The sequence below is a fragment of the Micromonospora sp. NPDC005237 genome (assembly GCF_040607775.1).
In the GTDB taxonomy this organism is placed as follows: Bacteria; Actinomycetota; Actinomycetes; order Mycobacteriales; family Micromonosporaceae; genus Micromonospora.
The window spans coordinates 1-22,127 of sequence record NZ_JBEXHJ010000016.1; the positions used below are offsets into that span (position 1 = coordinate 1).

Genomic DNA, 22,127 nt, shown 5'->3' on the forward strand with positions numbered 1-22,127 from the left:
CGCGTTTTTTTTTTTTTTTTTTCCCCCCCTTTTTTTGGGTTTTTTTTTGTTTGTGTTTTTTGTGGGGGGGGGGGGTGGGGGCGGCCGGCCGGGGGGGGGGGGGGGGCGGGCCCCCCCCCCCCCCGACGGGGTGACCTACTTCTTGGCCTGACCGGCGGCGACCTCTTCCGCCGTCCAGTAGCCGGAGTCGATCAGCGTCGCCTTGATGTCGTCCTTGTAGACGGTCGCGATCGGCAGCAGGTAGGCCGGAACGACCTTGACACCGTTGTTGTACGTCTTGGTGTCGTTCGCCTGCGGCTCCTTCTTCTGCAGGAACGCCTCAGCGGCGTTCACGGCCTGGTCGGCAAGCAGGCGGGTGTCCTTGAAGACGGTCGAGTTCTGCACGCCGTCGTTGATCAGCTTGATCGAGGCGATCTCCGCGTCCTGACCGGTCACCACGGGCAGCTTCTTGGCGCCGCTGCCGTAGCCGGCGTTCTGCAGGGCGGTGATGATGCCCCGGGAGATGCCGTCGTACGGCGACAGCACGCCGTCGACCTTCGAGCCGTCGTTGTAGCTGGAGGTCAGCAGGTTCTCCATCCGCTTCTGCGCGGTCTCCTGCTGCCACCGCAGGGTCGCCACCTGCTCGGGGGTGGTCTGCTTGGACTTCACCTTCAGCGTGCCGGCGTCGACGTACGGCTTCAGCGTGTCCATCGCACCGCCGAAGAAGTACTGCGTGTTGTTGTCGTCGAGCGAGCCGGCGAAGAGCTCGATGTTGAACGGGCCCTTGGCGGTGCCCTTCGAGCCGTCCTTGTTCAGCAGGCCGAGACCGACCAGCAGCGCGGTGCCCTGGGCGACGCCAACCTTGTAGTTGTCGAAGCTGACGTAGAAGTCGACGTCCTTGCTGCCACGGATCAGCCGGTCGTAGGAGATGACCGGGATCTTCGCGGCCGCGGCGGCCTGCAACTGGCTGCTGAGCGCGGTGCCGTCGATCGCCGCGATGACCAGGACGTCGGCGCCCTGGGTGATCATCTGGTCGACCTGCTGCGACTGGGTGGGGATGTCGTCGCCCGCGTACTGCAGGTCGACCTTGTAGCCCTTCGCCTCCAGCTTGGACTTCACCGCGTTGCCGTCGGCGATCCACCGCTCGGAGGTCTGCGTCGGCATCGAGACACCGATCGTCAGGTCCCCCGGCTTCTTGTCGCTGGTGTCGCCGCCGCTGCCGGCACCTCCACCACTGCACGCCGCCAGGCTCAGCGCCAGCGCCGCACTACCGAGAGCAACCAGGAATTTCCTGCTCACGGGCTTCTCCTCTCCCGATTCCCCCCGCCGATCGCCGGGGCCACCTGTCACCTTTCGGGTAGTGTTAGCGCTCACATAGGGCACGTCAACACTTGATCCGAAATACCGGTGTCACGGTCTCGTAACGGAGCCGTCGCCACCGACGCCACCTCGCGCAACCCTGTGGGCGGTCGATCGACGACCGCCAGTACGTGGTCGGGATCGGCCTGCGCGTGGACACCCGCCGGGCACGCGACGGCAGGACCGACGACGAGGCCGCCGGGTGGTGATCGACGCACGCCGGCCGCGACGGCGAAGCGGTCGGCCGCGCGGCGGTCGCCGAGGCGTGCGGGCGCTGACACCGTCAGTGGCGAGGCGGGGCGACGCTGTCGCGGGCGACCAGGGTCGGGGCGATGGTCTGCCGCAGGGCACCCCCACCGATGCCCGACTCGATCTGGCTCAGCAACATCTGCAGGCTCGCCCGGGCCACCGCGTCGAAGTCCGGTCGTACGGTCGTCAGCGGCGGAATGAAGTACGCGGCCTCCGGCACGTCGTCGAAACCCACGACGCTGATCTCGGCCGGCACCCGCCGCCCGAACTCGTGCAACGCCCGCAGCACGCCCAGAGCGAGGTGGTCGTTGGCCGTGAAGATCGCGGTCACCTCCGGCATCCGGGCGAGCATCTGCCCGCACCGGTAGCCCGACGCCGCCGACCAGTCCCCGTGCATCAGGGGCGGTGGGTCGATCCCCGCGGCCAGGAGCGCCGCCCGCCAGCCCTCGATCCGGCCGGCGCTGTCGAACCAGTCGGACGGCCCCGAGACGTGCCACACGGTGCGGTGCCCCGCGTCGAGAAGATGCTGGGTCGCCGCCCGCGCGCCAGCCACCTGGTCGACCGTCACCAACGGCACCGGCCGCTGCGGATCGCCGTCGACAGTCACCAGGGGAACGTCCTTGGGCAGCCGTTCCAGGGCCTCGCCGGCCGACTCGACCGGCGCGATGACGACGATGCCGGCCACCCGGTGCGCCAGGTGCCGCTCGACGGCTGCCGAGATGGAACGGTGGTCGAGGTTGCGGACGCTGCCCACGCTGACCGCGAAGCCCTCCTCCGCGGCCGTCTGCTCCAGGGCGGCCAGCAGTGACGCCGGGCCGTAGAGGGTCGTGTTCTGTGCCACCACGCCGATGACCTGGGACCGGCCGGTCACCAGTGCGCGTGCGGCGCCGTTCGGGCGGTAGCCGAGTTCGGCGATCGCCGCCCGCACCCGCAACCGGGTCTGCTCACGCACGTTGGGGTGCCCGTTGAGCACCCGCGACACCGTCTGGTGGGAGACACCGGCCAGACGAGCGACATCTGTCATCGCGGGACCGTGCACGGCCATTTCACTCCCCCCGCCTGCAACCCGACCCGCGGCCCGTCGACGTTGACTGGAGCGGCCCGGCCCGGTCCCCCTCGCTCAGCCACCACGCCGGTGCTGAATCGCAGGTGACCAGCGCTGGATCGCCGACAGTCTACGCCAGGCACCGCCGCCAACACGGAACGGCTGAGCGTGAACGACACGGCGGGTGCCAGGTCGGGCGGCAGCGCTCCGCGCCGCGCGTGCCGGCCTCCGCTGACCCGAGCCGGCCACGGCGAACCGCCGCCCCGCTCGGCGCTCCTGGACAGAGCGCGGAACAGGGCGGCGGCGGGCCGGAGCCGGCGACGCGGACACCTTCCGCGGCGGGAGAGGTGGTCCATTCGCGTCACCCGTGGGTTACTCGTTGTGTGACCGGCGTCACGGTGTCGTCAGGTCGAATCGGCGCACGGTGACCGCGCCACCGAGCGCCTGTGTGGCGTGGTTGAAGATGGCGAACCGGTAGCCCATGAAGAACTGCCAGTTGTTCGCCAGGGTCAGGGCGTTGCCGAAGGACGTGAAGTTGACCCCGTCGGTGCTGTACGAGAAGCGGGCCAGCCGGCCGGACCCGGGTCTGATGTCGGCGTTGGCCCGCAACCAGATCCGGCCACCGGAGACGGCGGTGCTCGCCACCTCGCTGCCGGTGCTGGTGGTGTTCCAGTTGCCGTCCATCGTGAGTCCGTTCTGCATGACCAGGCGGGTGGACCCGTTGTCCCGCCGGACCCCGATCCACGCTGACGAGTTGCGCAACACCGCCAGGCCGGTGCGATCACCGTCGCGCATGGTGGAGTAATCCAACTCGATGGTGGCGGTCGAGGTGGGGCCCTGGATCCGGTGGGTCAGCGTGTTGCGCGCGGCGTACAGGTCGCCGGTGACCGTGGCGGTCTGCAGCTGCAGCCCGTTGTTGACCGACCACCGGTTGTTGTCCGGGTTGTGGTTCCACTCCCACTGCGGGCCGAGGGTGGTGCCGGCGAACGTGTCGGTGCCGGTGAGTGGCTTCACCGCCCGGGGCGCGGCGGGCAGGTTCGGCTTCGGGTACGAGCTGCCCCACGCGCCGTTGACGGTCTGCAGCACCGGCCAGCCGTCGCCGGTCCAGGTGATCGGCGCCATGGCGGGCATCCGGCCACCGGGGTACGCGTCGACGAACGCCATGTAGTACCAGTCGCCGTTCTGGGTCTGCACCAGTCCGCCCTGGTGCGGCACGCCGCCACCGGAGATCGGGCCGGGCAGGTTGAGCAGCACCTGACGCTGCTCGTAGGGGCCGAACGGGCCGTTGGTCGACTTCAGCACGTACTGGCCGTTGGCCGGCCGGGTGAGCCAGATGTAGTAGGCGCCGTTGCGCTTGTAGAAGCGCGCGCCCTCCAGCGTCCCGATGCTCGACGGCGTGCTGTAGACCTGCTGGCTGCGGACCTGGGTCTTCCCGTCGGCGGACAGCTGCGCGACGCTGATGGTGGTGTTGCCGTACGCGACGTACATGGTGTCGTTGTCGTCGATCAGCATGCCGGCGTCGTAGTAGCAGTTGGGGATGGTGGTGAGCTTGCTCCACGTCGAGTCGACGGCGGACGCGGTGTAGATGTGGGTCTGCGCGAAGTCGATGCACCCGGCCCAGTAGAACGTCTTGTTGCTCGGCCGGTAGTTCAACGTCGAGGCCCAGATCCCGTCGACGTACGCGTTACCACCGCTCATGTCGTACTTCGAGCCGAAGTCCAACCGGGGTACGGAGTGGCCGGCGTACTCCCAGTTCACCAGGTCGTAAGAGCGCAGCACCGGAGCGCCCGGCGAGTAGTGCATGGTGGACGCCGACATGTAGTAGACGTTGTCGACCCGGATGATGTCGACGTCGGCGAAGTCCTGCCAGACCACCGGGTTCGAGTACGTGCCACTCGACGGGGGCGGAGTCGTGGGGGGCGGCGTGGTGGGGTTGCCCCCGCCGTCGACGCGCACGAGCTGCCACTGCTGGTTGGTGCCGTTCCAGTCGTCGTACTGCACGATGTTTCCGCCGTCGGCGGTCGAGGCGCCCTGCACCTCCATCACCTTGCTGCTGTTGCGGTTGATCAACCGGACGTAGCCGCCGTCCGAGTCGGCCAGCTGGAACTGCTGGTTGGTGCCGTTGTTGTCGGTCCACTGCACAATCGCCGCGCCGTTGGCGGTCGAACGGTTGTAGACGTCAAGCACCTTGCCCGACAACCGCGACTTGAGCCGGTAGTAGCCACTTCCCGAGTCCACGAACTGCCACTGCTGCTGGTTACCGTTGTTACGCGTCCACTGGGTGATCCGCGCCCCGTCGTTCGTGGCCAGGTTGTACACGTCCAATGCCTTGCCGCTGTTGCGGTTGACCAACACGTACCAGGCGCTGGTGTCGACCGTCGCCGCTGACGCGGGCGCCGCGGCCACCGCCGCGGCCGCGCCACCGACCACCAGTGTCATCGCGGCGACGGCGAGTCTCGACAGCCACCCGCGCCCACGTGGCGCACCCCGGGGAACCCGACCGATGGAAAGCATGATCCTCCTCTGCTGACGCAAACCGTGCGGTCTGGGTCGGCGTCCGCGGCACCGGGCGGGGCACCGAGCTGACCACGCCCGACCATGTGATCGCTAACACCGATCGCCCGACCGCGGCGGTGACAAGGTGCCGAAACCGCGGGGTAGGACGCGCGCGCGGCCGGACCAGCCAACGACATCGACCATCTTGGCTATAGACTGTGAGCGATAACATGCTGTTAGTCAAGGCGTAACACAACCGCCTCGTGGCCCCTGCTGGCGCACACGCGAACGGGTGGCCCACCCCCGCCCGCAGGCAGGGATGGACCACCCGTTTGTCAGAACGCTCCGAGCGCGCGGATCAGAAGCCGCGGGCCAGCCGGTAGTAGGCCTGGTTCCAGCGGATCTCGTCGGCGAAGCGGCGCGGCTCGGTGTCGGCGTCGATGACGACGAGCTCGGTCCGGCTCATCTCGGCCAGGTCGTGCAGCTCCTCGGTGCCCACCGCCTGCGACAGCACGGTGTGGTGCGGGGCGCCGGCGGTGATCCACGCCTCGGCCGAGCCGGGCAGGTCCGGTCGCGGCCGCCAGACGGCGCGGGCGACCGGCAGCCGGCGCAGCGGCTGCGGCGGCGTCACGACGTCGATCTCGTTGGCCACGAGCCGGAACCGCTCCCCCATGTCGGCCAGGCCGAGCACCACCGCCGGGCCGGGCGCGGCGTCGAACACGAGCCGCACCGGGTCCTCCCGCCCGCCGATGCTCAGCGGGTGGATCTCCACGTTGGGCACGTCGGACGCGATGGTCGGGCAGACCTCGAGCATGTGGGCGCCCAGCACCAGCTCCTGACCCGGAGTCAGGTCGTAGGTGTAGTCCTCCATGAACGACGTGCCGCCCGCGACCCCCACCGACATCGCCTTGAGGGTGTGGACCAGGACGGACGTCTTCCAGTCACCCTCACCACCGAAGCCGTAGCCGTCGGCCATCAGCCGCTGCACGGCGATACCGGGCAGCTGACGCAGACCACCGAGGTCCTCGAAGTTGGTGGTGAACGCGCGGAAGCCGCCGGCGTCCAGGAACGCGCGCATGCCGAGCTCCAGACGGGCCGCGTAGCGCAGCGAGTCGTGCCGCTCGCCCCCGGGAAGCAGCTCGGCGCCGACGCGGTAGCTGTCGTCGTACTCCTTGACCAGCTCGTCCACGTCGGCGTCGGCGACCTCGCCGACCACCTGGACCAGGTCGTTGACGCCGTAGGTGTTGACCGACACCCCGAAGCGCAGCTCCGCCTCGACCTTGTCACCCTCGGTCACCGCGACGTCGCGCATGTTGTCGCCGAAGCGGGCCAGCCGCAGCGACCGCATCGCCGACCAGCCGAGCGCCGCGCGGGCCCAGGCCCCGACCCGGCCGGTCACCCGCGGGTCACTCACGTGCCCGGCGACGGTCTTGCGGGCCACCCCGAGGCGGGTCTGGATGTACCCGAACTCACGGTCGCCGTGGGCGGCCTGGTTCAGGTTCATGAAGTCCATGTCGATCTCGTCCCACGGCAGCAGGACGTTCGCCTGGGTGTGCAGGTGCAGCAGTGGCGTCTGCAGGGCGTCCAGACCGGAGATCCACATCTTCGCCGGTGAGAACGTGTGCATCCACGCGATGACCCCGATGGCCCCCTGCGCGGCGGCGTCCCGGCAGACCTGCAGGATCTCACCGCTGTTGGTCAGGACGGGCTTCCAGACCACCCGGGCGGGAATCTGCGGCGAGTCGTCGAGCGCGGCCGCGATCTGGCGGGACTGCTCGGCGACCTGCCGGAGCGTCTCCTCGCCGTACATGCCTTGGCTGCCGGTGAGGAACCAGATCTCGGGGTGGGTTTGTGGTGCCATGGGGTTGCCTTCCGCGAGAGGAACGGTCACTTGTAACGAATTCCGATGAGGCGCTGGAGGAGGATGAACGCGAAGAGCAGTCCGCCGATCACGATCTTGGTCCACCAGGAGTTGAGACTCCCGTCGAAGGTGATGAGGGTCTGGATCACACCCAGCACCAGCACGCCGAGCACCGTGCCGAAGACGTAACCCGAGCCACCGGTGAGCACGGTGCCTCCGATCACGACGGCGGCGATGACGTCCAACTCCATGCCGACCGCGATCAGCGGCGCGCCCGAGAGGGTGTAGAAGGACAGCAGGATGCCACCGATCGCGGAGCACAGACCGCTGATCGTGTAGACGGCGATCCGGGTCCGCCCCAACGGCAGACCCATCAGCAGCGCCGACTGCGGGTTGCCGCCGACCGCGTACACGTTGCGCCCCAACCGGGTGTAGGCCAGCACGTACGCCGCGACGAGCACCACGGCGAAGGCGATCAACACGCTGATCGAGACGAAGTTGCCCCGGGGGTCCCCGATCCGCTCCTGCGACATCCTGGTCCAGAACCCGTCGGTGATCGGGATGGACGAGCCGGAGATGAACGTGCACATGCCGCGGGCGAAGAACATCCCGGCGAGCGTGACGATGAACGGCTGGATGTCGAAGAAGTGGATGGCGCACCCCATCAACAGGCCGAGCGTCGGGCCGATGAGCAGGGCGATGACGAGCACGAGCGCCGCGGGCAGACCCTTCTGCAACAGATCCGCCGACACCATCGCCGTCATGGCGACGACGGACCCCACCGACAGGTCGATGCCACCGGTGAGGATCACGAAGGTCATCCCCACCGCGACGACGAGCAGGAAGCCGTTGTCGATGAAGACGTTGAAGATGACCTGCACGTTCGAGAACGCCGTGTACTGGGACACGCCGATGCCGTACATCACCAGGAGCAGGGCGAGCGTGGCAAGCACCGGCACCTGCCGCCGAGGCAGCCGGATCCGGGTGCGGCGGGGGGCGGTGAGCGATCCGGTGGTCATGCCGGCACCTGCTCCTTCGGCTTGTCGGCGACGGGGCGCGGCGGCGGGGCGCTTCTTCTGCGCCGGCTGAACTTGGCTCGGAAGGCCGGCGCCTGGATGAGGCAGACGGCGATGACGACTACCGCTTTGAACAGCAGCGACGTCTGCGGTGAGATGTTCATGGCGTACACCGTGGTGGTCAGGGTCTGGATGATCAGCGCGCCGAGGATCGTGCCGCTCAGGAAGAACCGGCCGCCGGCGAGGGACGTGCCACCGATGACGACCGCGAGGATGGCGTCCAACTCCACCCAGAGGCCGACCGCGTTGCCGTCGGCGCTGGAGACGTTGGCCGTCATCATGAAGCCGGCGATCGCCGCGCAGACGGCGCTGACGACGTACGCGAGGAAGATGACCCGACCGGAGCGGATGCCGGCGAGCCGGCTCGCCTCCGCGTTGCCGCCCACCGACTCGATGATCATGCCGAGTGCGGTACGGCGGGTGAACGCGGCGACGAGCAGTGCCGCGGCGAGGGCGATGAAGATGGCCAGCGGCAGGGTCAGCAGGTGGCCCAGCCCGATCGCCCGGAACGGCTCGGAGTTGATCGTGATGATCTGACCCTGGGTGATCAGCTGGGCGAGGCCCCGGCCGGCCACCATCAGGATCAGCGTGGCGATGATCGGTTGGATCCCGATCACGGCCACCAGCACCCCGTTCCAGACGCCGAGCACGAGCGCGACCCCCAACGCCATCGCGAGGGCGGTCAGCACCACGGTGAGACTGTTCTGGTCGGGCTGCTTGCTGATGTACATGCAGGCCATCGCGCCGCTGATCGCGCACACCGAGCCCACCGACAGGTCGATGCCGCCGGTCGAGATGACCAGGGTCATGCCCAGCGCCACGAGGATCAGCGGCGCGCTCAACCGCAGGATGTCGATCGGCGAGCCGTACAGGTGCCCGTCCTTGAGCTCGATGGACAGGAACCCGGGCCGGTAGATCGTGTTCGCGGCGAGCATGGCGACCAGCACGGCGACGGGCCAGAACACCCGGTGACCGATCATCGTCCGATAGCGGCCCATGGTGTCGTTCATCGGTCCACCTCCTCCCGGTGAGATCCACTCGCGATCGTCTGCATGATGCGCTCGGCGTCGAGGTCCTCGTCGTTGGCGAGCTGCGCGACCATCTGCCGGTCGCGCATGACCGCCACCTTGTGGCTGAGGCGCAGCACCTCCTCCAACTCGGCGGAGATGAACAGCACCGCCATCCCGCCGTCGGACAACTGCGTCACGAGCCGCTGGATCTCGGTCTTCGCGCCGATGTCGATGCCCCGGGTCGGCTCGTCCAGGATCAGCAGCCGCGGCTCGGTGATCAGCCACCGGGCCAGCAGCACCTTCTGCTGGTTGCCGCCGGAGAGGTTGCGGACCGGCACCTCCGGGTCCGCCGGACGGATGTTGAGGGCCTTGACGTACTTGTCGACCAGCTCGTCCTGGCGGCGGCGCGGGATGGGCCGCAGCCAGCCGCGGGCGGCCTGCATGGCGAGGATGATGTTCTCGCGGACCGACAGTTCGGGAACGATGCCCTCGGCCCGGCGGTTCTCCGAGCAGAAGCCGACGCCCTGGTCGATGGCCTGCGCGGGGGTACGCAGACTGCCCGACGTGCCGTCGATCGCGACCTGCCCGCCGTCGGCCCGGTCGGCGCCGAAGAACAGCCGCGCCACCTCGGTACGCCCGGAGCCCAGCAGACCGGCCAGGCCCACCACCTCGCCGGAATGGATGGTCAGGCTGAACGGCGCGACCGCGCCCGCCCGGCCGAGGTTCGACACCGCCACCAGGGGGGTGCCCTCCTCCAGCTCGGCCAGGTCCCGCCGGGAGTGCTCCTCGATCCCTTCGAGGACGTCGAGTTCCTTGCCGATCATCTTCTCGACGAGGCTCAGCTGGGGCAGCTCGGCGGTCAGGTACTCGCCGACGAGCCCGCCGTTGCGCAGCACCGTGATGCGGTCGGCGATCTCGTAGACCTGGTCGAGGAAGTGGGTCACGAACAGGATCGCGATGCCCTCGTCGCGCAGTTGCCGCATGATGCGGAACAGTTGCGCGACCTCACCCGCGTCGAGGCTGGACGTCGGCTCGTCCAGGATCAGCACCCGGGCCTGGATGTCGATCGCACGGGCGATCGCGACCATCTGCTGGATCGCGAGGGAGTACGAGCCCAGCGGCGCGCTGACGTCGAGGTCGAGGTCGAGGCGGGCCAGGAGCGCGCGTGCCCGTCGGCGGACCTCACCCCAGCGGACGGCGCCGAAAAGCCGCGGCTGGCGGCCGATGAAGATGTTCTCCGCCACCGAGAGGTTGGTGCAGAGATTGACCTCCTGGTAGACGGTGCTCACCCCGGCTGCCGTCGCCTGCATCGGGCCGGTGAAGGACACCGGCTCACCGTCGAGGGTGATCGTGCCCTCGTCGGTGTCGTAGACGCCGGTCAGCACCTTGATGAGGGTCGACTTGCCGGCGCCGTTCTCGCCCAACAGGGCGTGCACCTCGCCGGGGAAGAGCCGGAAGTTGACGTCGTGGAGTGCGCGCACCCCGGGAAAGGACTTGCTGATCCCGGTCATCGTCAGGACCGGACGGCTATCCGTCATCCCATCAGACCTCTTCTGGGGGTTGTCGACGCGGATGGGCCGCTGCGCTCCCACCGCGCCCGCCCGGCCGCCCCGGCGGGAGGCTCGGGCGGGCGTGGCGCGGGTCATGCCCGGTCCGTTCGGGTTTATGGGGCGACGCGGCGGGGTCGCCACGCGAGCGCGGCGACCCCCCTGCGTCGATCAGTACTTGCGGTTGGGCAGAGCCTCCTTGGCCTGCTCAGTCGTGAAGGTGGTCTCCTCGGTCTCGATCCGAGCCGGCACCGTCTCGCCCGCGTGGACCTTCTTGGCCAGGTCCATCAGCTGCGGGCCGAGCAACGGGCTGCACTCCGCGATGAAGTTGAACTTCCCGTCGGCGAGGGCCTGCATACCGTCCTTGACGGCGTCCACAGTGATGATGGTGATGTCCTTGCCGGGCACCTTGCCGGCCGCGGTGATCGCCTCGAGCGCGCCCAGACCCATGTCGTCGTTGTGCGCGAACAGCACGTCGATCTTCGGGTTGGCCTTGAGGAACTGCTCCATGACCTGCTTGCCGCCGGCCCGGGTGAAGTCGCCCGTCTGCGAGGCGATGACCTTCAGGTTCGGGTTGGCGGCGATCGCCTCGGCGAAGCCCTTCTTGCGGTCGTTGGCCGGCGCCGCGCCGGTGGTGCCCTGCAACTCCACGATGTTCACCGGGCCCGAGGCGGCCTTCTTCTGCTCGACCAGCCACTCACCGGCGAGACGGCCCTCCTTGACGAAGTCCGAGCCGAGGAAGGTCTTGTAGAGGGTCTTGTCGGCCGAGTCGACCGAGCGGTCGGTCAGGATGACAGGAATGCCGGCGTCCTTGGCCTCCTTGAGGACGGTGTCCCACCCGGACTCCACCACCGGCGAGAAGGCGATCACGTCGACCTTCTGCTGGATGTAGTTGCGGATCGCCTTGATCTGGTTTTCCTGCTTCTGCTGAGCGTCGTCGAACTTCAGCTCGATGCCCGCCGCGGCCGCGGCATCCTTGATCGAGGTGGTGTTCGCGGTACGCCACCCGCTCTCCGCACCGACCTGGGAGAAGCCCATCGTGATCTTGCCGTCGTCCTTGGACCCGCCGCCGCCGGTGTCGCTGTTGCCGCAGGCCGCCACGCCGCCCACGAGCAGCACGCTGGCGAGGACCGCGACAGCGCGCCACGGAGCGGACTGCGTTCGCATCTTTCTCATCAGTTCTCCTTGGCTGTGGTGTGGTGGGACCGCGCGAGCCGCCGACGTGCGAAGGGTGGCGTACGCGGGTGGTGCGTGCTGGTGCGTCGGTGGAGCAGACCGGCAGGCCCGGACGGCCGATGGAGACGGTCAGGGACCTGCCGGTGCGACTGTTTGTTGCCCGTAGACGTTCTGGTAGCGGTGGTAGAGGGCGTCGATGTCGGCCTGCGCGATCGGCACCGGCTGCCCGAGGGTCCGCGCCAGGTACGCGGTACGGGCCACGTCCTCGCACATGACCGCGGCCTTGACCGCCGCCCGGGCGTCCCGACCGATGGAGAAGACACCGTGGTTGCGCATCAGCACCGCGGGAGAGCGGTGCCCGGCGAGGGTGGCGACGATCCCCTTGCCGATGTCGTCGCCGCCGATCAGCGCGAACGGGCCCAGCGGGATCTCCCCACCGAACTCGTCGGCCTGGGCCGTGAGGTGGCAGGGGATCGCCTCCCCGCAGGCGGCCCAGGCGCTGGCGTACGAGCTGTGCGTGTGCACGACACCGCCGACCTCGGGCATGGCGCGGTAGACGTAGGCGTGGGCGGCCGTGTCGCTGGACGGGGCGAGGTCCCCCTCGACGAGGACACCGTCGAGGTCGCAGACCACCATGGTGTCGGCCGTGAGGTCGTCGTAACCCACACCGCTCGGCTTGATCACCATGAGGTCCTGACCGGGGACCCGCGCCGAGACGTTGCCGGACGTCCAGGCGACCAGGTTGTAACGGGTCAGCTCGCTGTGCAGGCGGGCGACGCTCTCGCGCAGCTCGCGGATCTGTCGACCTACCTCTGCGCTCATGCGACGACCTCCAGCGGGGCCTCGTGCGTGGCCGCGACGGCCTCGACCGCCGCGTTGCGGATCGCCCGCAGGCGGAGCATGACGTCGTTGCCGCCCCGACCGAAGTGGTCATGCAGCGCCCGGTACTCGGCGTACAGGGCGTCGTAGGCGCGCGCCCGGTCGGGATCCGGCGTGTAGACGGCCTCGTGCACCCGCCCCATCGCTTGCGACGCCTCGTGGATCGACGGGTACGCCCCGGCGGCGACGGCGGCGTGGATCGCCGACCCGAGCGCCGGCCCCTGCGCCGAGGCGATGATGTTCAGCGGTCGCTTGGTCACGTCGGCGTAGATCTGCATCAGCAGCTTGTTGTTGGTGAGACCGCCGGCGATCACCAGGTCGTTCACCGGCACCCCGGCCTCGACGAACGCGTCGATGATCATCCTGGTGCCGTACGCCGTGGACTCCAGCAGCGCACGGTAGATGTCCTGCGGCCGGGTGGCCAGGGTCATCCCGACGATCATCCCGCTGAGGTCGTGGTTGACCAGCAGCGAGCGGTTGCCGTTCCACCAGTCCAGGGCGACCAGGCCGTGTGCGCCGACCGGCTGGCTGGCGGCAAGCTCGGTGAGGCGTTCGTGCGAGTCGAACCCGGCGGGGGCGCCGTGCGCGACGAACCAGCCGAAGATGTCGCCGACACCGCTCTGCCCGGCCTCGTAGCCCCAGGCGCCGGGGCTGATGCCGCCGTCCACGACACCGCACATGCCAGCCACCTCGGCGACCTCCGCGCCGTTGACGACGTGGCAGGTCGAGGTGCCCATGATGGCGACCAGCCGACCGGGCTCCACCGCCTGCGCGGACGCAGCGGTGACGTGCGCGTCGACGTTGCCGACGGCCACCGCGATCCCCTCCGGCAGACCGGTCCAGGCCGAGGCGCGGGCGGTGAGCGTGCCGGCGCGTGCGCCGAGCGGCAGCAGCGGACCGTCGAGCTTGGCCACGAAGTCGCCGAAGTCGGGGTTGAGCGCGGTCAGGAAGCTGTCGGACGGGTACTGCCCGTCCTGCAGGATGCCCTTGTAGCCCGCGGTGCAGACGTTACGGGTCTCGGTGCCGCTGAGCTGCCAGACGATCCAGTCGGCGGCCTCGATGAACCGCTCGGCCCGGTGGTAGATCTCCGGGTCCTCCTCCAGGATCTGCAGACCCTTGGCGTACTGCCACTCGGCGGAGATCTTGCCGCCGTACCGGCCGATCCACGGCTCCGCCCGCTCGTGGGCCAGCGCGTTGATCCGGTCGGCGTGCGGCTGCGCGGCGTGGTGCTTCCACAGTTTGACCCAGGAGTGCGGCCGGTCGCGCAGGTCGGGATCCTCGCAGAGCGGGGTGCCGTGGGCGTCGGTCGGCAGCACGGTGCAGGCGGTGAAGTCGATGCCGATGCCCACCACCGATGCGGGGTCCACTCCCGCGGCGGACACCGCCGCCGGGACGGCGTGGCGCAGCACGTCGCGGTAGTCGTCCGGATTTTGCAGCGCCCAGTCCGGGGGCAGCGGTCGACCTCCGGGCAGCGTCTCGCTGATGACCCCGTCGCCGTACTCGTGCACCGCGGTCCCCAACTCGGCACCGTCGGAAACCCGGACCACCAGGGCCCGCCCGGAGAGAGTGCCGAAGTCGACACCCACGACGTAGCTTTCGGCAGCTCCGTCCACACGCTCCATGTTCACCTCCACCGTTAACGGGGATAGTGTTAACGCTCACATCCAGCGCCGTCAAGACATCTAGCTGCAACAGCTCCGTAACGGAACGCGGAGGCCCGCGCGCCCACTTGGGCGGGTAGCTACCGGATTGGTGCAAAGTCCGCGATTCCGCCTCCAGCCCGGTCGCGGCAGCGCAGGGAGGGCGACATCTGAACGGCAGCCGGCCGAAACCTCCTCGCCCGGCGGGCGGCCCGACACCTCCCCGGCCGGCCGTCGGCCCGGCGCCTCCTCAGCCGGCAGGGCGACAGCAAGGTCCCGCACCACTGGGCCACGGGATGACGGTCCGATCGCGACGGTGGCCGGGTCGTCGGCGATGTCAGCGATAACATCGCTGCGGCCGCCAGCCTCGCATGATCAGATCTATGACCCGCGCCGCAGCCGCCGCCGAGCCCATGAGCGCGCACTCCGGTCGCCGACGTGCACCTCGCGTGCCCGGTCCGGGAATCGTGTTATCGATAACATTCGACGTTTCGCGGTCGCCGCGCGCACGGTCTCGACCCAGCGCGTCTCGTGGGCGCCCGCGCCTCCGGCGTCGCGGCCAGGGTCGGGGTGGGGACTCCGCGGCGATCCCGCGGTGGTGATCGACTCCAGGTTGGCGATGTCGCGGTATCCGGTCGGCGGGACACCGCGACATCGCCGAGCTGGGGTCGATCATGCGCCCCGGCCCGGCCCCGAAGGGCCGGACCGGGGCGGGCCGGGCGGGTCAGGCGGGCCGGGAGGGTCAGGCGCGAGGGCCCGTCGGGTCAGGCGGTCCGGCCGCGGTTGTAGAGCGCCTTGGCCCAGAGGAAGCAGGCCACCGTGATGACGGCGCACCAGGCGACCGCGAGGATCCCGTTGCTGCCGATTCCGGTGCCGAGCAGGAGGCCCCGGAGGGTTTCCATGACCGGGGTGAAGGGTTGGTAGTCGGCGAACAGGCGTACCGGCGTCGGCATGGAGTCGGTGGGGACGAACCCGCTGCCGAGAAATGGCAGGAGCACCAGCGGCATGGGCAGGTTGCTGGCCGTCTCGACGCTTTTCGTGACCAGGCCGAGGGCGACCGACAGCCAGGTGACCGCGACGGTGATCATGGTGAGGACGCCGATCGCGGCGAGCCATTCGACGGCATTGGCGGTGGGACGGAACCCGACCAGCAGCGCTACGCCGGTGACGGCCGCGAGGCTGAACATCGTCTGGAGCACGCTGCCCACGACGTGGCCGGTGAGAACCGACGGCCGGAAGATCGCCATCGTACGGAAGCGGGCGATGATGCCCTCGGCCATGTCCATGGCGACCGAGATCGCGGTGCCCTGCGCCGCGCTGGCCACCGTAATGAGCAGGATGCCGGGGGTGACGTAGTTGGCGTAGTCGGCGCGGTCGCCGGAGGGTCCGAGGCCGGCGCCGAGCGTGCCGCCGAAGACGTAGACGAAGAGCAGCAGAAGGATGACCGGGATGCCGACGAGCATGAGGGTCAGCGAGGGGTAGCGCCGCATGTGCAGGAGGTTGCGCCGCAGCATGGTGTTCGAGTCGCGCAGGGCGAGGTTGAGGGTGCTCATCGCGCGGAGGCCCTTTCGTGACCGGACCGCCCGGCCCGGGTGGCGGGGTGGCTGTCGGGTTGATTGGCTCGGCTGTCGGGTTGGCCGGTGAGGGCGAGGAAGACGTCGTCGAGGTCGGGGGTGTGCACCGCGAGGCCGGCCACGGTGATCGCGTCGCGGTCGAGGTGGTCGAGGACGGACCGCAACGAACCGACCCCGCCGTCGCTCGGCACCTGGAGGGTCAGCGCGGCGTCGTCCCGGGTGGCCGCCGCGAACGTACGGGCCGCCGAGTCGAGCCCCTCCTGGTCGGCGAACCGCAACACGACGTGGCCGCCCGGGATGAGCCGCTTGAGCTCGTGCGGGGTGCCCTCGGCGATCAGCCGGCCGTGGTCGAGGAACGCGACGCGGTCGGCGAGCTGATCGGCCTCCTCCAGGTACTGGGTCGTCAGCAGGATGGTGACGCCCTCGGCGGCGAGGGCCCGGATGATGTGCCACATGGCGCGGCGGCTGCGCGGGTCGAGGCCGGTCGTCGGCTCGTCGAGGAAGATGACGCGGGGGTCGCCGACCAGGGTCATCGCGAGGTCGAGCCGACGGCGCATGCCGCCGGAGTACGTCGCGGCCGGCTTGTCCGCCGCCTCCGTGAGGTCGAACTGCCCGAGCAGGTCGGCGATCCGTCGCCGACCCGTCGCCCGGTCCAGATGACACAGGTCGGCCATCAGGTTCAGGTTCTCCCGACCGGTGAGCAGGTTGTCCACGGCGGAGAACTGGCCGGTGACGCCGATCAGCTCACGAACCGCGTCGGGCTCACGGGTCACGTCGTGGCCGAGGACGCGGGCGTGGCCGCCGTCCGCCCGGAGCAGGGTGGAGAGGATCTGCACTGTGGTGGTCTTGCCGGCGCCGTTCGGGCCGAGCAACGCGAAGATCGTTCCCTCGGTGATCATCAGGTCGATGCCGTCGAGCACGACCTTGTCACCGTAGGACTTCCGCAGCTCCGTGGTGACGATCGCGGGTTTCCTGCTGCTGGTCATGGTCTCCTCATTTGTGGTCGGGGGTCGCGGCGGATCAGGCACGGCGGATCGTGATGTCGCCGTAGGAGGTGTTCGCGCGGATCTCGACCGTCTCGTCGGTCTCGGCCGGGCTGTCGGTCGACTCGAGCGCGTTGTGCACGCGCCCGTGCCGGGAACTGACGTCGAGCCAGGCGGCGGTGCCGCGCCGGACCCCGACCTCGATCGCGCCGTACGAGGTGTGCGACTCGACCGACCCGCGTACGACCTCGCCCAGCCGGACGTTGCCGTACGCGGTGCGTGCCGCCACCGAGGCCATCGACGCGTCCACCGTGATGTCGCCGTACGCGGTGTTGACCCGGACGTCACCGCCGCTGCGGCCGATCCAGCAGTCACCGGAGGAGTTCTTGATCTCCGCGGTGCCGTCGACCGCGCCGAGGCGCACCTTTCCGGAGGAGGCCTTCACCCGGGCGGAACCGGTGACACGCTCCACCGCGACCTCGCCGTGGCTGCTGTCGATCTCCAACGGCCCGGTCTCCTCGAGCCGGATCCCGCTGCCGGTCTTGATGCGACACTCGCCGAGCCGCCCCTCGCCGCGGAACGCCGCCCACGCCGCCTCGGCATGCAGCCGTGTCCCGCTCGGCACCTCGATGAGGACGTCGACCGAGGGGCCGGAGCCGAAGCCGTATCGGCGCCAGCTCTTCGGCACCCTGATCCGCAGGAGCCCGGCGGCGTACTCGACGGTGGTCTGCTCCGCGGCGCTCACGTCGGCCTTGCTCGACGGGTCGCGGGGGCGCACCTGCACCACCGTGTCGGTGCGGTCGGTCGCAGCGATCCAGGCGTCCCCGACGGGCAGCTCGACCTGGACGGAAATCGGTTCTGGCGTATCGAAAACAGGCATGGTGGTCTCCCGGGAGGTGCGTGGCGAAGGCGAGCGGAATCGGAAAGGGGCGCGGCGGTCAGCGCGCCCAGCCGGTGACGTGCTGGCCAGGCCGCGGCGGCTCCAGCCGGCGCGGTGGCTGGCGATCCGTGCCGCCGGCCGCGACGGCGGCGGCGACGGCTCGCACCAGCCAGGCGTTGACGGACAGCCCGGCCCGGCTGGCGGCCCCGTCGACGCTGGCCTTGAGATGGTCGGGGAGGCGGAGGTTGATCCGGGACGTGCCGCCCTCGTCGCCCTCGGGCGGGAGCAGCGGCGCCGGCGCCGGAGGCGGTTCGCTGACCGCATCCGTGCTGTCCGCCGGCGGGTTCGCGGGCGTCACCACGAAATTGGGCTCGCGCCCGCGCAGCCGGACGTGCACCGACCCGGGGGCGAGATCGCGGGTGATCTCGTCGGCCGCGTCGGAAAGCGCCTCGAGCAGCGTGAGGTGGGTCGCCGCCTCCAGTTGGGTGAAGAGTCGCTCGGCCAGCACCCGACCCTCCGGGTCGACGCCCTCGGCGGCCACAGCGAACTCGTTGCGCAGGTTCTCGACGTACGGCCTCAAGTCCATGGCACCATCATGGCACTACTTTGGCTCAAAATGCAACAGCCGTGGCTCAACGTGCTGCCATGACCTTCATCGCCGATCGCCGGTGCGACGCTCCGGCCCCCCGAACACGCGGCGGACCAGCCGGTTCGCGACCTCCTGCGTCAGCCCGGTGGCCACCAGCAGATCGCTGACGGTCGTCCGGACCTGCGCCACCACGACGGCACCGGAGAAACCGACCCCCTCCCGGTAGGCGTCACCGGCGGCGCACACCGCCCGCAGGGCCTGCTCCCGCGCCTGGGTGGGTTCGTGACCGGCGGCGAACTGCCGCTTGAGCACGCGTACCGCCTCGGCGAGGTCGGCGACGGCCTCCGGCAGCTGCCTCGGGATCGGCTCACCGTCGTCGATCACGGTCACCGCGCGGCGGATCAGCGTTCCGGCGTTGCGCATCGCCCGGTCGATCGGTCCCGCCGCCTGCGCGTACCGGCCCACCGGCCCGTGCCGCTCATGCCAGTGCACCGGCGAGAGGGTGCTGGCCTCCCGGGCCCCCTGGGTCGCCTCGACCAGCGCCCGCAGCTCGTCCTTGTTCTCCCGCAGCTGCGTCCGGGCGGCCAGCGCACGGGCGATGTCGCGGTCGGCCAGCGCGCCAGCGGTGGCGTCGAGCTGGGTGCTGAGCAGGTCCAACGCCGGGCGCGCGGCCCGGTTGAGCACCCGCAGCGGGCTCAACGGCAGAAGGACGGCGGTGACCAGCAGCGCCACCGCTCCCCCGACGAGAGCGTCCACGAAGCGGGGAATCTCCAGGTCCCGCACGGACGGACTCAACGTGGCGATGAGCACCGCCGTCGCCCCGGCCTGGATCACCGCCGCCGCGCTGCCGGCGAGGAACAACGCGACGAGGATCGCCAGCACGACGATCAGGGCGAGTTGCCACCACCCGGTGCCGGTGACCGTGAGCAGCAGGTCGCCGACCAGCACCCCCACGGTGACGCCGATGATCAACTCGACGGTGCGACGCAGCCGTTGCCCGACCGACGCGGCGAGGGTCGAGACCGCGGAGATCGGCGCGAACACCGGCTGCGAGACGTGCAGCACGTGGCGCACCACCAGCCAGGACAGCGCCGCAGCCAGACCGGCCTGCAGAGCGAGGCCGCCGACGCTCCGTACCCGCCGCGCCCGCTCCCGCAGCGTGCCCCACAGGCGGGCGCGGAGCCGGGCGACGGTCGTCGGCGCAGCGGCGTTCGCTCCCGCGCCGGCCCGCGCCGCGGCGCCCCCGTCCGTAGCGGGCCGACCGGCAGCGACCATGGCGGCGGCTACCCCGCCGTACCCCGATCAATCCTGGCCGCCGGGCGCGGCCACGCGCGAGCGCGCCGCGCCCGGCGGCCGACGGCGGTCGCGCTCAGCGCGCGGAGAGCATCTTCTCGGCGTACGCCCAGAGCCGGTCCGCGGCGACCGGGTCGATTGCGTGGTCGGCGACCCCGCCGGCGGCGTTCGGGCCGCCGGGCACCACCTCCGCCTCCTGGTTGTCGACGAAGTACCGGCCGCCGATGCCGTCGAGCAGGGGTGACGCGGCGAGCAGGACGGTGGTCGCCGCTCCCTGGGCGGGCGTCTTGTAGTGGTCCGGCACGACGAGGTTGCCCGCCTCGTCCATCGCGCCGAACGCGCGCATCATGTCGTCGTCCAGGTGACGTTGCAGGTTGGTGTGGATGTACCCGGGGTTGAGGGAGTTGGCGGTGATCCCGTCCTTGGCCCACCGCCGGGTGATGCCGACCGCGAGCAGGACGTCCGCGGTCTTCGACTGCCCGTACGCCGACCACGGGTCGTACGGGCGCCGCTCGAACTGGGGGTCCTCGACGTCGAACGGAGCGCCCAGGTGCGCCCCGGAGCTGACCACCACGACCCGGGCCGCCCCGGCGGCACGCAGGTTGTCGTGCAGACCGACGGCGAGCGCGAAGTGCCCCAGGTAGTTGGTCGCGAGCTGGAGTTCCCAGCCCTGCGCGGAGAGCTGCCGGGTCGCAAGCGCCATGATGCCGGCGTTGGCGACCAGCGCGTCGAGCGGGCCCCGCCAGGCCGCGACGAAGGCGTCGACCGACGCCAGATCGGCGAGGTCGAGCGCGGCCGACCGGACGGCGCCCCGGGTGGCGTCGGTGGCGAACTCCGCGACGAGCGCGGCGGCCCGCTCGGGGTCACGGACCGCGACGGTGACCTCGGCGCCGGCGCCGGCCAGGGCGCGAACCGTCTCGACACCGAGGCCGGAGGCGCCGCCGGTGACGATCATCCGGCGCCCGGTGAGGTCCACGCCGTCGAGGATCTCGGCGGCGGTGGTACGGGCGGTGAACGACGTGGTGAGGCGTGGGTTCGCTGTCATGTCAGCCAGACTATGAACCTGAACCTGGACTGCCTATAGTCTAGGATCCGCGATACTTTAGTGATCGTCCAGGACGGTGCGGATGGATCCCCTTGAGGACGTACTGGCGTTGCTCGATGCGACGAGTCACGTCTCCGCCGGCCTCGTCGCCGGAGGGCGCTGGGCGGTCCGGTTCGACCCACCGGCCGGCGCGAAGTTCAACGCCATCCGGCGCGGCCGCTGCTTCCTGCTCGTCGACGGCGAGCCCGAGCCGATCGGCCTCGCCGAGGGCGACTGCTACCTGCTGACCCGGCCGGTGGCCTACACGCTCTTCAGTGCCCCCGACGCACCGGTCCAGCCGGCGTACCCGATCTTCGCCGCCGCTGCCGACGGCGTGGCGCACGCGGGCGACGGCGACGACATGTTCCTCATCGGCGGCGCGTTCTCCCTGGGCGACCGGGGTCGCAGTCTCCTGTTGGACAGCCTTCCGCCGATCATCCACGTGCCCGCCGACACCCCCGCGGCCGCCACCATCCGGTGGGCGCTCGACGAGATCGACAGCGAGCTGCGGCAGGCACAGCTCGGATCGCGACTCGTCGCCGAACACCTGGCGCTCGTCCTGCTGATCCAGGTGCTGCGGCTGCACCTGGCCCGCGGTCCGCAGCACACGTCCGGCTGGCTGGCCGGGCTCGCCGACCCGGTGGTCGCTCCCGCGCTGCGGGCGATGCACGGGCGGCCCGCGCAGTCGTGGACGGTGGACGAGATCGCCCGCGCCGCGTCCGTCTCCCGCTCCACGCTCGCCGCCCGCTTCCGGCAGGTCGTCGGCGTGGGCCCGCTGGAGTACCTCACGCGATGGCGGATCGAACTCGCGGCGGACCGCATCCGCCGCGGCTCGGACACCGTCGCCACCATCGCCCTGGCCGTCGGGTACGGCTCGGAGAGCGCCCTCAGCGTGGCCTTCAAACGTGTCACCGGCGTCTCGCCGCGGACGTACCGCAGACAGGTGGCCGGGAGCGCCCGGACCGCATAGGGGTCACCCGTGCGGTGCGGCGCGTCGCCTGCGCGGTTGGGCGCGTCCGGGCGGGGTAGACCCCGGTCTGCCACGCGGGTGGTGGGGCCACCCGCGGCTGGATCGCCGGCGCCGGGCGGTCGGACGCCTCGGGGGGCGACGGCGGATGGATCAGCGCGGGTGAGCGGGCCCGACACCCTCGGCGACATCGTGGAGCTGCGGGTGCCTTCTGCTGCCGTTCCTGCTGGTAAACGTGGCGATCTGGATGCGTCCGGCGAACCCGCGCTCGGAGGCCATGGTCAAGTCCCTGTGCCGGGTGCTGGCGGTGTTCGCGCTGGTGCCGGTCGTCGCGATCGGCCTGGTCTGGCGGCTGGAGTTGGCGCAACGCCTGCGGCACGCGCCGCCCGAGTGACGCTGATCGGGCCACTTCCCGTCTCCGTCCGGTGCGCGGAATCGCG

18 protein-coding genes are annotated in these 22,127 nt (G+C 70.3%); 2 read left to right on the forward strand and 16 right to left on the reverse strand.

Annotation, left to right across the window (positions count from 1 at the left end; translation table 11 throughout):
- Positions 1-135: 135 nt before the first annotated feature.
- From chvE to ABZT87_RS29980, 16 genes are all read right to left on the reverse strand, one after another.
- A complete protein-coding gene (gene chvE, locus ABZT87_RS29905; protein WP_355139725.1) occupies positions 136-1,278 on the reverse strand; it encodes a multiple monosaccharide ABC transporter substrate-binding protein in 1,143 nt (380 codons plus the stop codon).
- 343 nt (positions 1,279-1,621) lie between these two features.
- Positions 1,622-2,611, reverse strand: coding sequence for a LacI family DNA-binding transcriptional regulator (locus ABZT87_RS29910; protein ID WP_355068944.1), 990 nt, complete (start codon positions 2,609-2,611; stop codon positions 1,622-1,624).
- Between the two features lie 414 nt (positions 2,612-3,025).
- Positions 3,026-5,146 carry an RICIN domain-containing protein gene (locus ABZT87_RS29915; RefSeq protein ID WP_355139727.1) on the reverse strand — a complete coding sequence of 707 codons (2,121 nt, stop codon included), beginning with the start codon at positions 5,144-5,146 and terminating at the stop codon, positions 3,026-3,028.
- A gap of 340 nt (positions 5,147-5,486) precedes the next feature.
- Positions 5,487-6,989, reverse strand: coding sequence for an L-arabinose isomerase (gene araA, locus ABZT87_RS29920; RefSeq protein WP_354861998.1), 1,503 nt, complete (start codon positions 6,987-6,989; stop codon positions 5,487-5,489).
- 26 nt (positions 6,990-7,015) lie between these two features.
- Positions 7,016-8,008: a galactofuranose ABC transporter, permease protein YjfF gene (gene yjfF / locus ABZT87_RS29925; RefSeq protein WP_354861996.1), complete on the reverse strand. Its 993-nt coding sequence runs from the start codon at positions 8,006-8,008 to the stop codon at positions 7,016-7,018.
- Positions 8,005-9,075 carry an ABC transporter permease gene (locus tag ABZT87_RS29930; RefSeq protein ID WP_355139729.1) on the reverse strand — a complete coding sequence of 357 codons (1,071 nt, stop codon included), beginning with the start codon at positions 9,073-9,075 and terminating at the stop codon, positions 8,005-8,007. The genes yjfF and ABZT87_RS29930 overlap by 4 nt, the downstream gene beginning before the upstream one ends.
- Positions 9,072-10,613, reverse strand: coding sequence for a sugar ABC transporter ATP-binding protein (locus tag ABZT87_RS29935; protein ID WP_354861993.1), 1,542 nt, complete (start codon positions 10,611-10,613; stop codon positions 9,072-9,074). Before ABZT87_RS29935 ends, ABZT87_RS29930 begins: the two co-directional genes overlap by 4 nt.
- Before the next feature lie 180 nt (positions 10,614-10,793).
- On the reverse strand, positions 10,794-11,789 hold the full coding sequence (locus ABZT87_RS29940; protein WP_354862004.1) for an ABC transporter substrate-binding protein: 996 nt from the start codon (positions 11,787-11,789) through the stop codon (positions 10,794-10,796).
- Between the two features lie 138 nt (positions 11,790-11,927).
- Positions 11,928-12,620, reverse strand: a complete 693-nt coding sequence (locus ABZT87_RS29945; protein ID WP_354861991.1) for an L-ribulose-5-phosphate 4-epimerase — start codon at positions 12,618-12,620, stop codon at positions 11,928-11,930.
- Entirely contained in the window at positions 12,617-14,299 is a 1,683-nt protein-coding gene (araB, locus tag ABZT87_RS29950) for a ribulokinase (protein WP_355139731.1), read from the reverse strand. Before araB ends, ABZT87_RS29945 begins: the two co-directional genes overlap by 4 nt.
- Positions 14,300-15,081: 782 nt before the next feature.
- Entirely contained in the window at positions 15,082-15,870 is a 789-nt protein-coding gene (locus tag ABZT87_RS29955) for an ABC transporter permease (RefSeq protein WP_355139733.1), read from the reverse strand.
- Positions 15,867-16,877 (reverse strand): ATP-binding cassette domain-containing protein, encoded by a 1,011-nt coding sequence (locus ABZT87_RS29960; RefSeq protein WP_355069102.1) that lies wholly within the window; start codon positions 16,875-16,877, stop codon positions 15,867-15,869. Before ABZT87_RS29960 ends, ABZT87_RS29955 begins: the two co-directional genes overlap by 4 nt.
- 34 nt (positions 16,878-16,911) lie before the next feature.
- Positions 16,912-17,754, reverse strand: a complete 843-nt coding sequence (locus ABZT87_RS29965; protein WP_355069101.1) for a DUF4097 family beta strand repeat-containing protein — start codon at positions 17,752-17,754, stop codon at positions 16,912-16,914.
- A gap of 58 nt (positions 17,755-17,812) precedes the next feature.
- Positions 17,813-18,340, reverse strand: coding sequence for a hypothetical protein (locus ABZT87_RS29970; protein ID WP_354861050.1), 528 nt, complete (start codon positions 18,338-18,340; stop codon positions 17,813-17,815).
- A gap of 66 nt (positions 18,341-18,406) precedes the next feature.
- Complete coding sequence (locus tag ABZT87_RS29975; protein ID WP_355139735.1) at positions 18,407-19,618, reverse strand: FUSC family protein; 1,212 nt, start codon at positions 19,616-19,618, stop codon at positions 18,407-18,409.
- A gap of 94 nt (positions 19,619-19,712) precedes the next feature.
- On the reverse strand, positions 19,713-20,681 hold the full coding sequence (locus ABZT87_RS29980) for an SDR family NAD(P)-dependent oxidoreductase (RefSeq protein WP_355139737.1): 969 nt from the start codon (positions 20,679-20,681) through the stop codon (positions 19,713-19,715).
- Positions 20,682-20,763: 82 nt separating this feature from the next.
- Between ABZT87_RS29980 and ABZT87_RS29985 the strand changes: the two genes are divergently transcribed.
- Together ABZT87_RS29985 and ABZT87_RS29990 are read left to right on the forward strand one after the other, a co-directional pair.
- The gene (locus ABZT87_RS29985) at positions 20,764-21,690 is read left to right on the forward strand and encodes an AraC family transcriptional regulator (protein ID WP_355139739.1); all 927 of its coding nucleotides are present in this window, start codon (positions 20,764-20,766) and stop codon (positions 21,688-21,690) included.
- 232 nt (positions 21,691-21,922) lie between these two features.
- Positions 21,923-22,081, forward strand: coding sequence for a hypothetical protein (locus tag ABZT87_RS29990; RefSeq protein WP_354861058.1), 159 nt, complete (start codon positions 21,923-21,925; stop codon positions 22,079-22,081).
- The last annotated feature ends 46 nt before the right edge of the window (positions 22,082-22,127 follow it).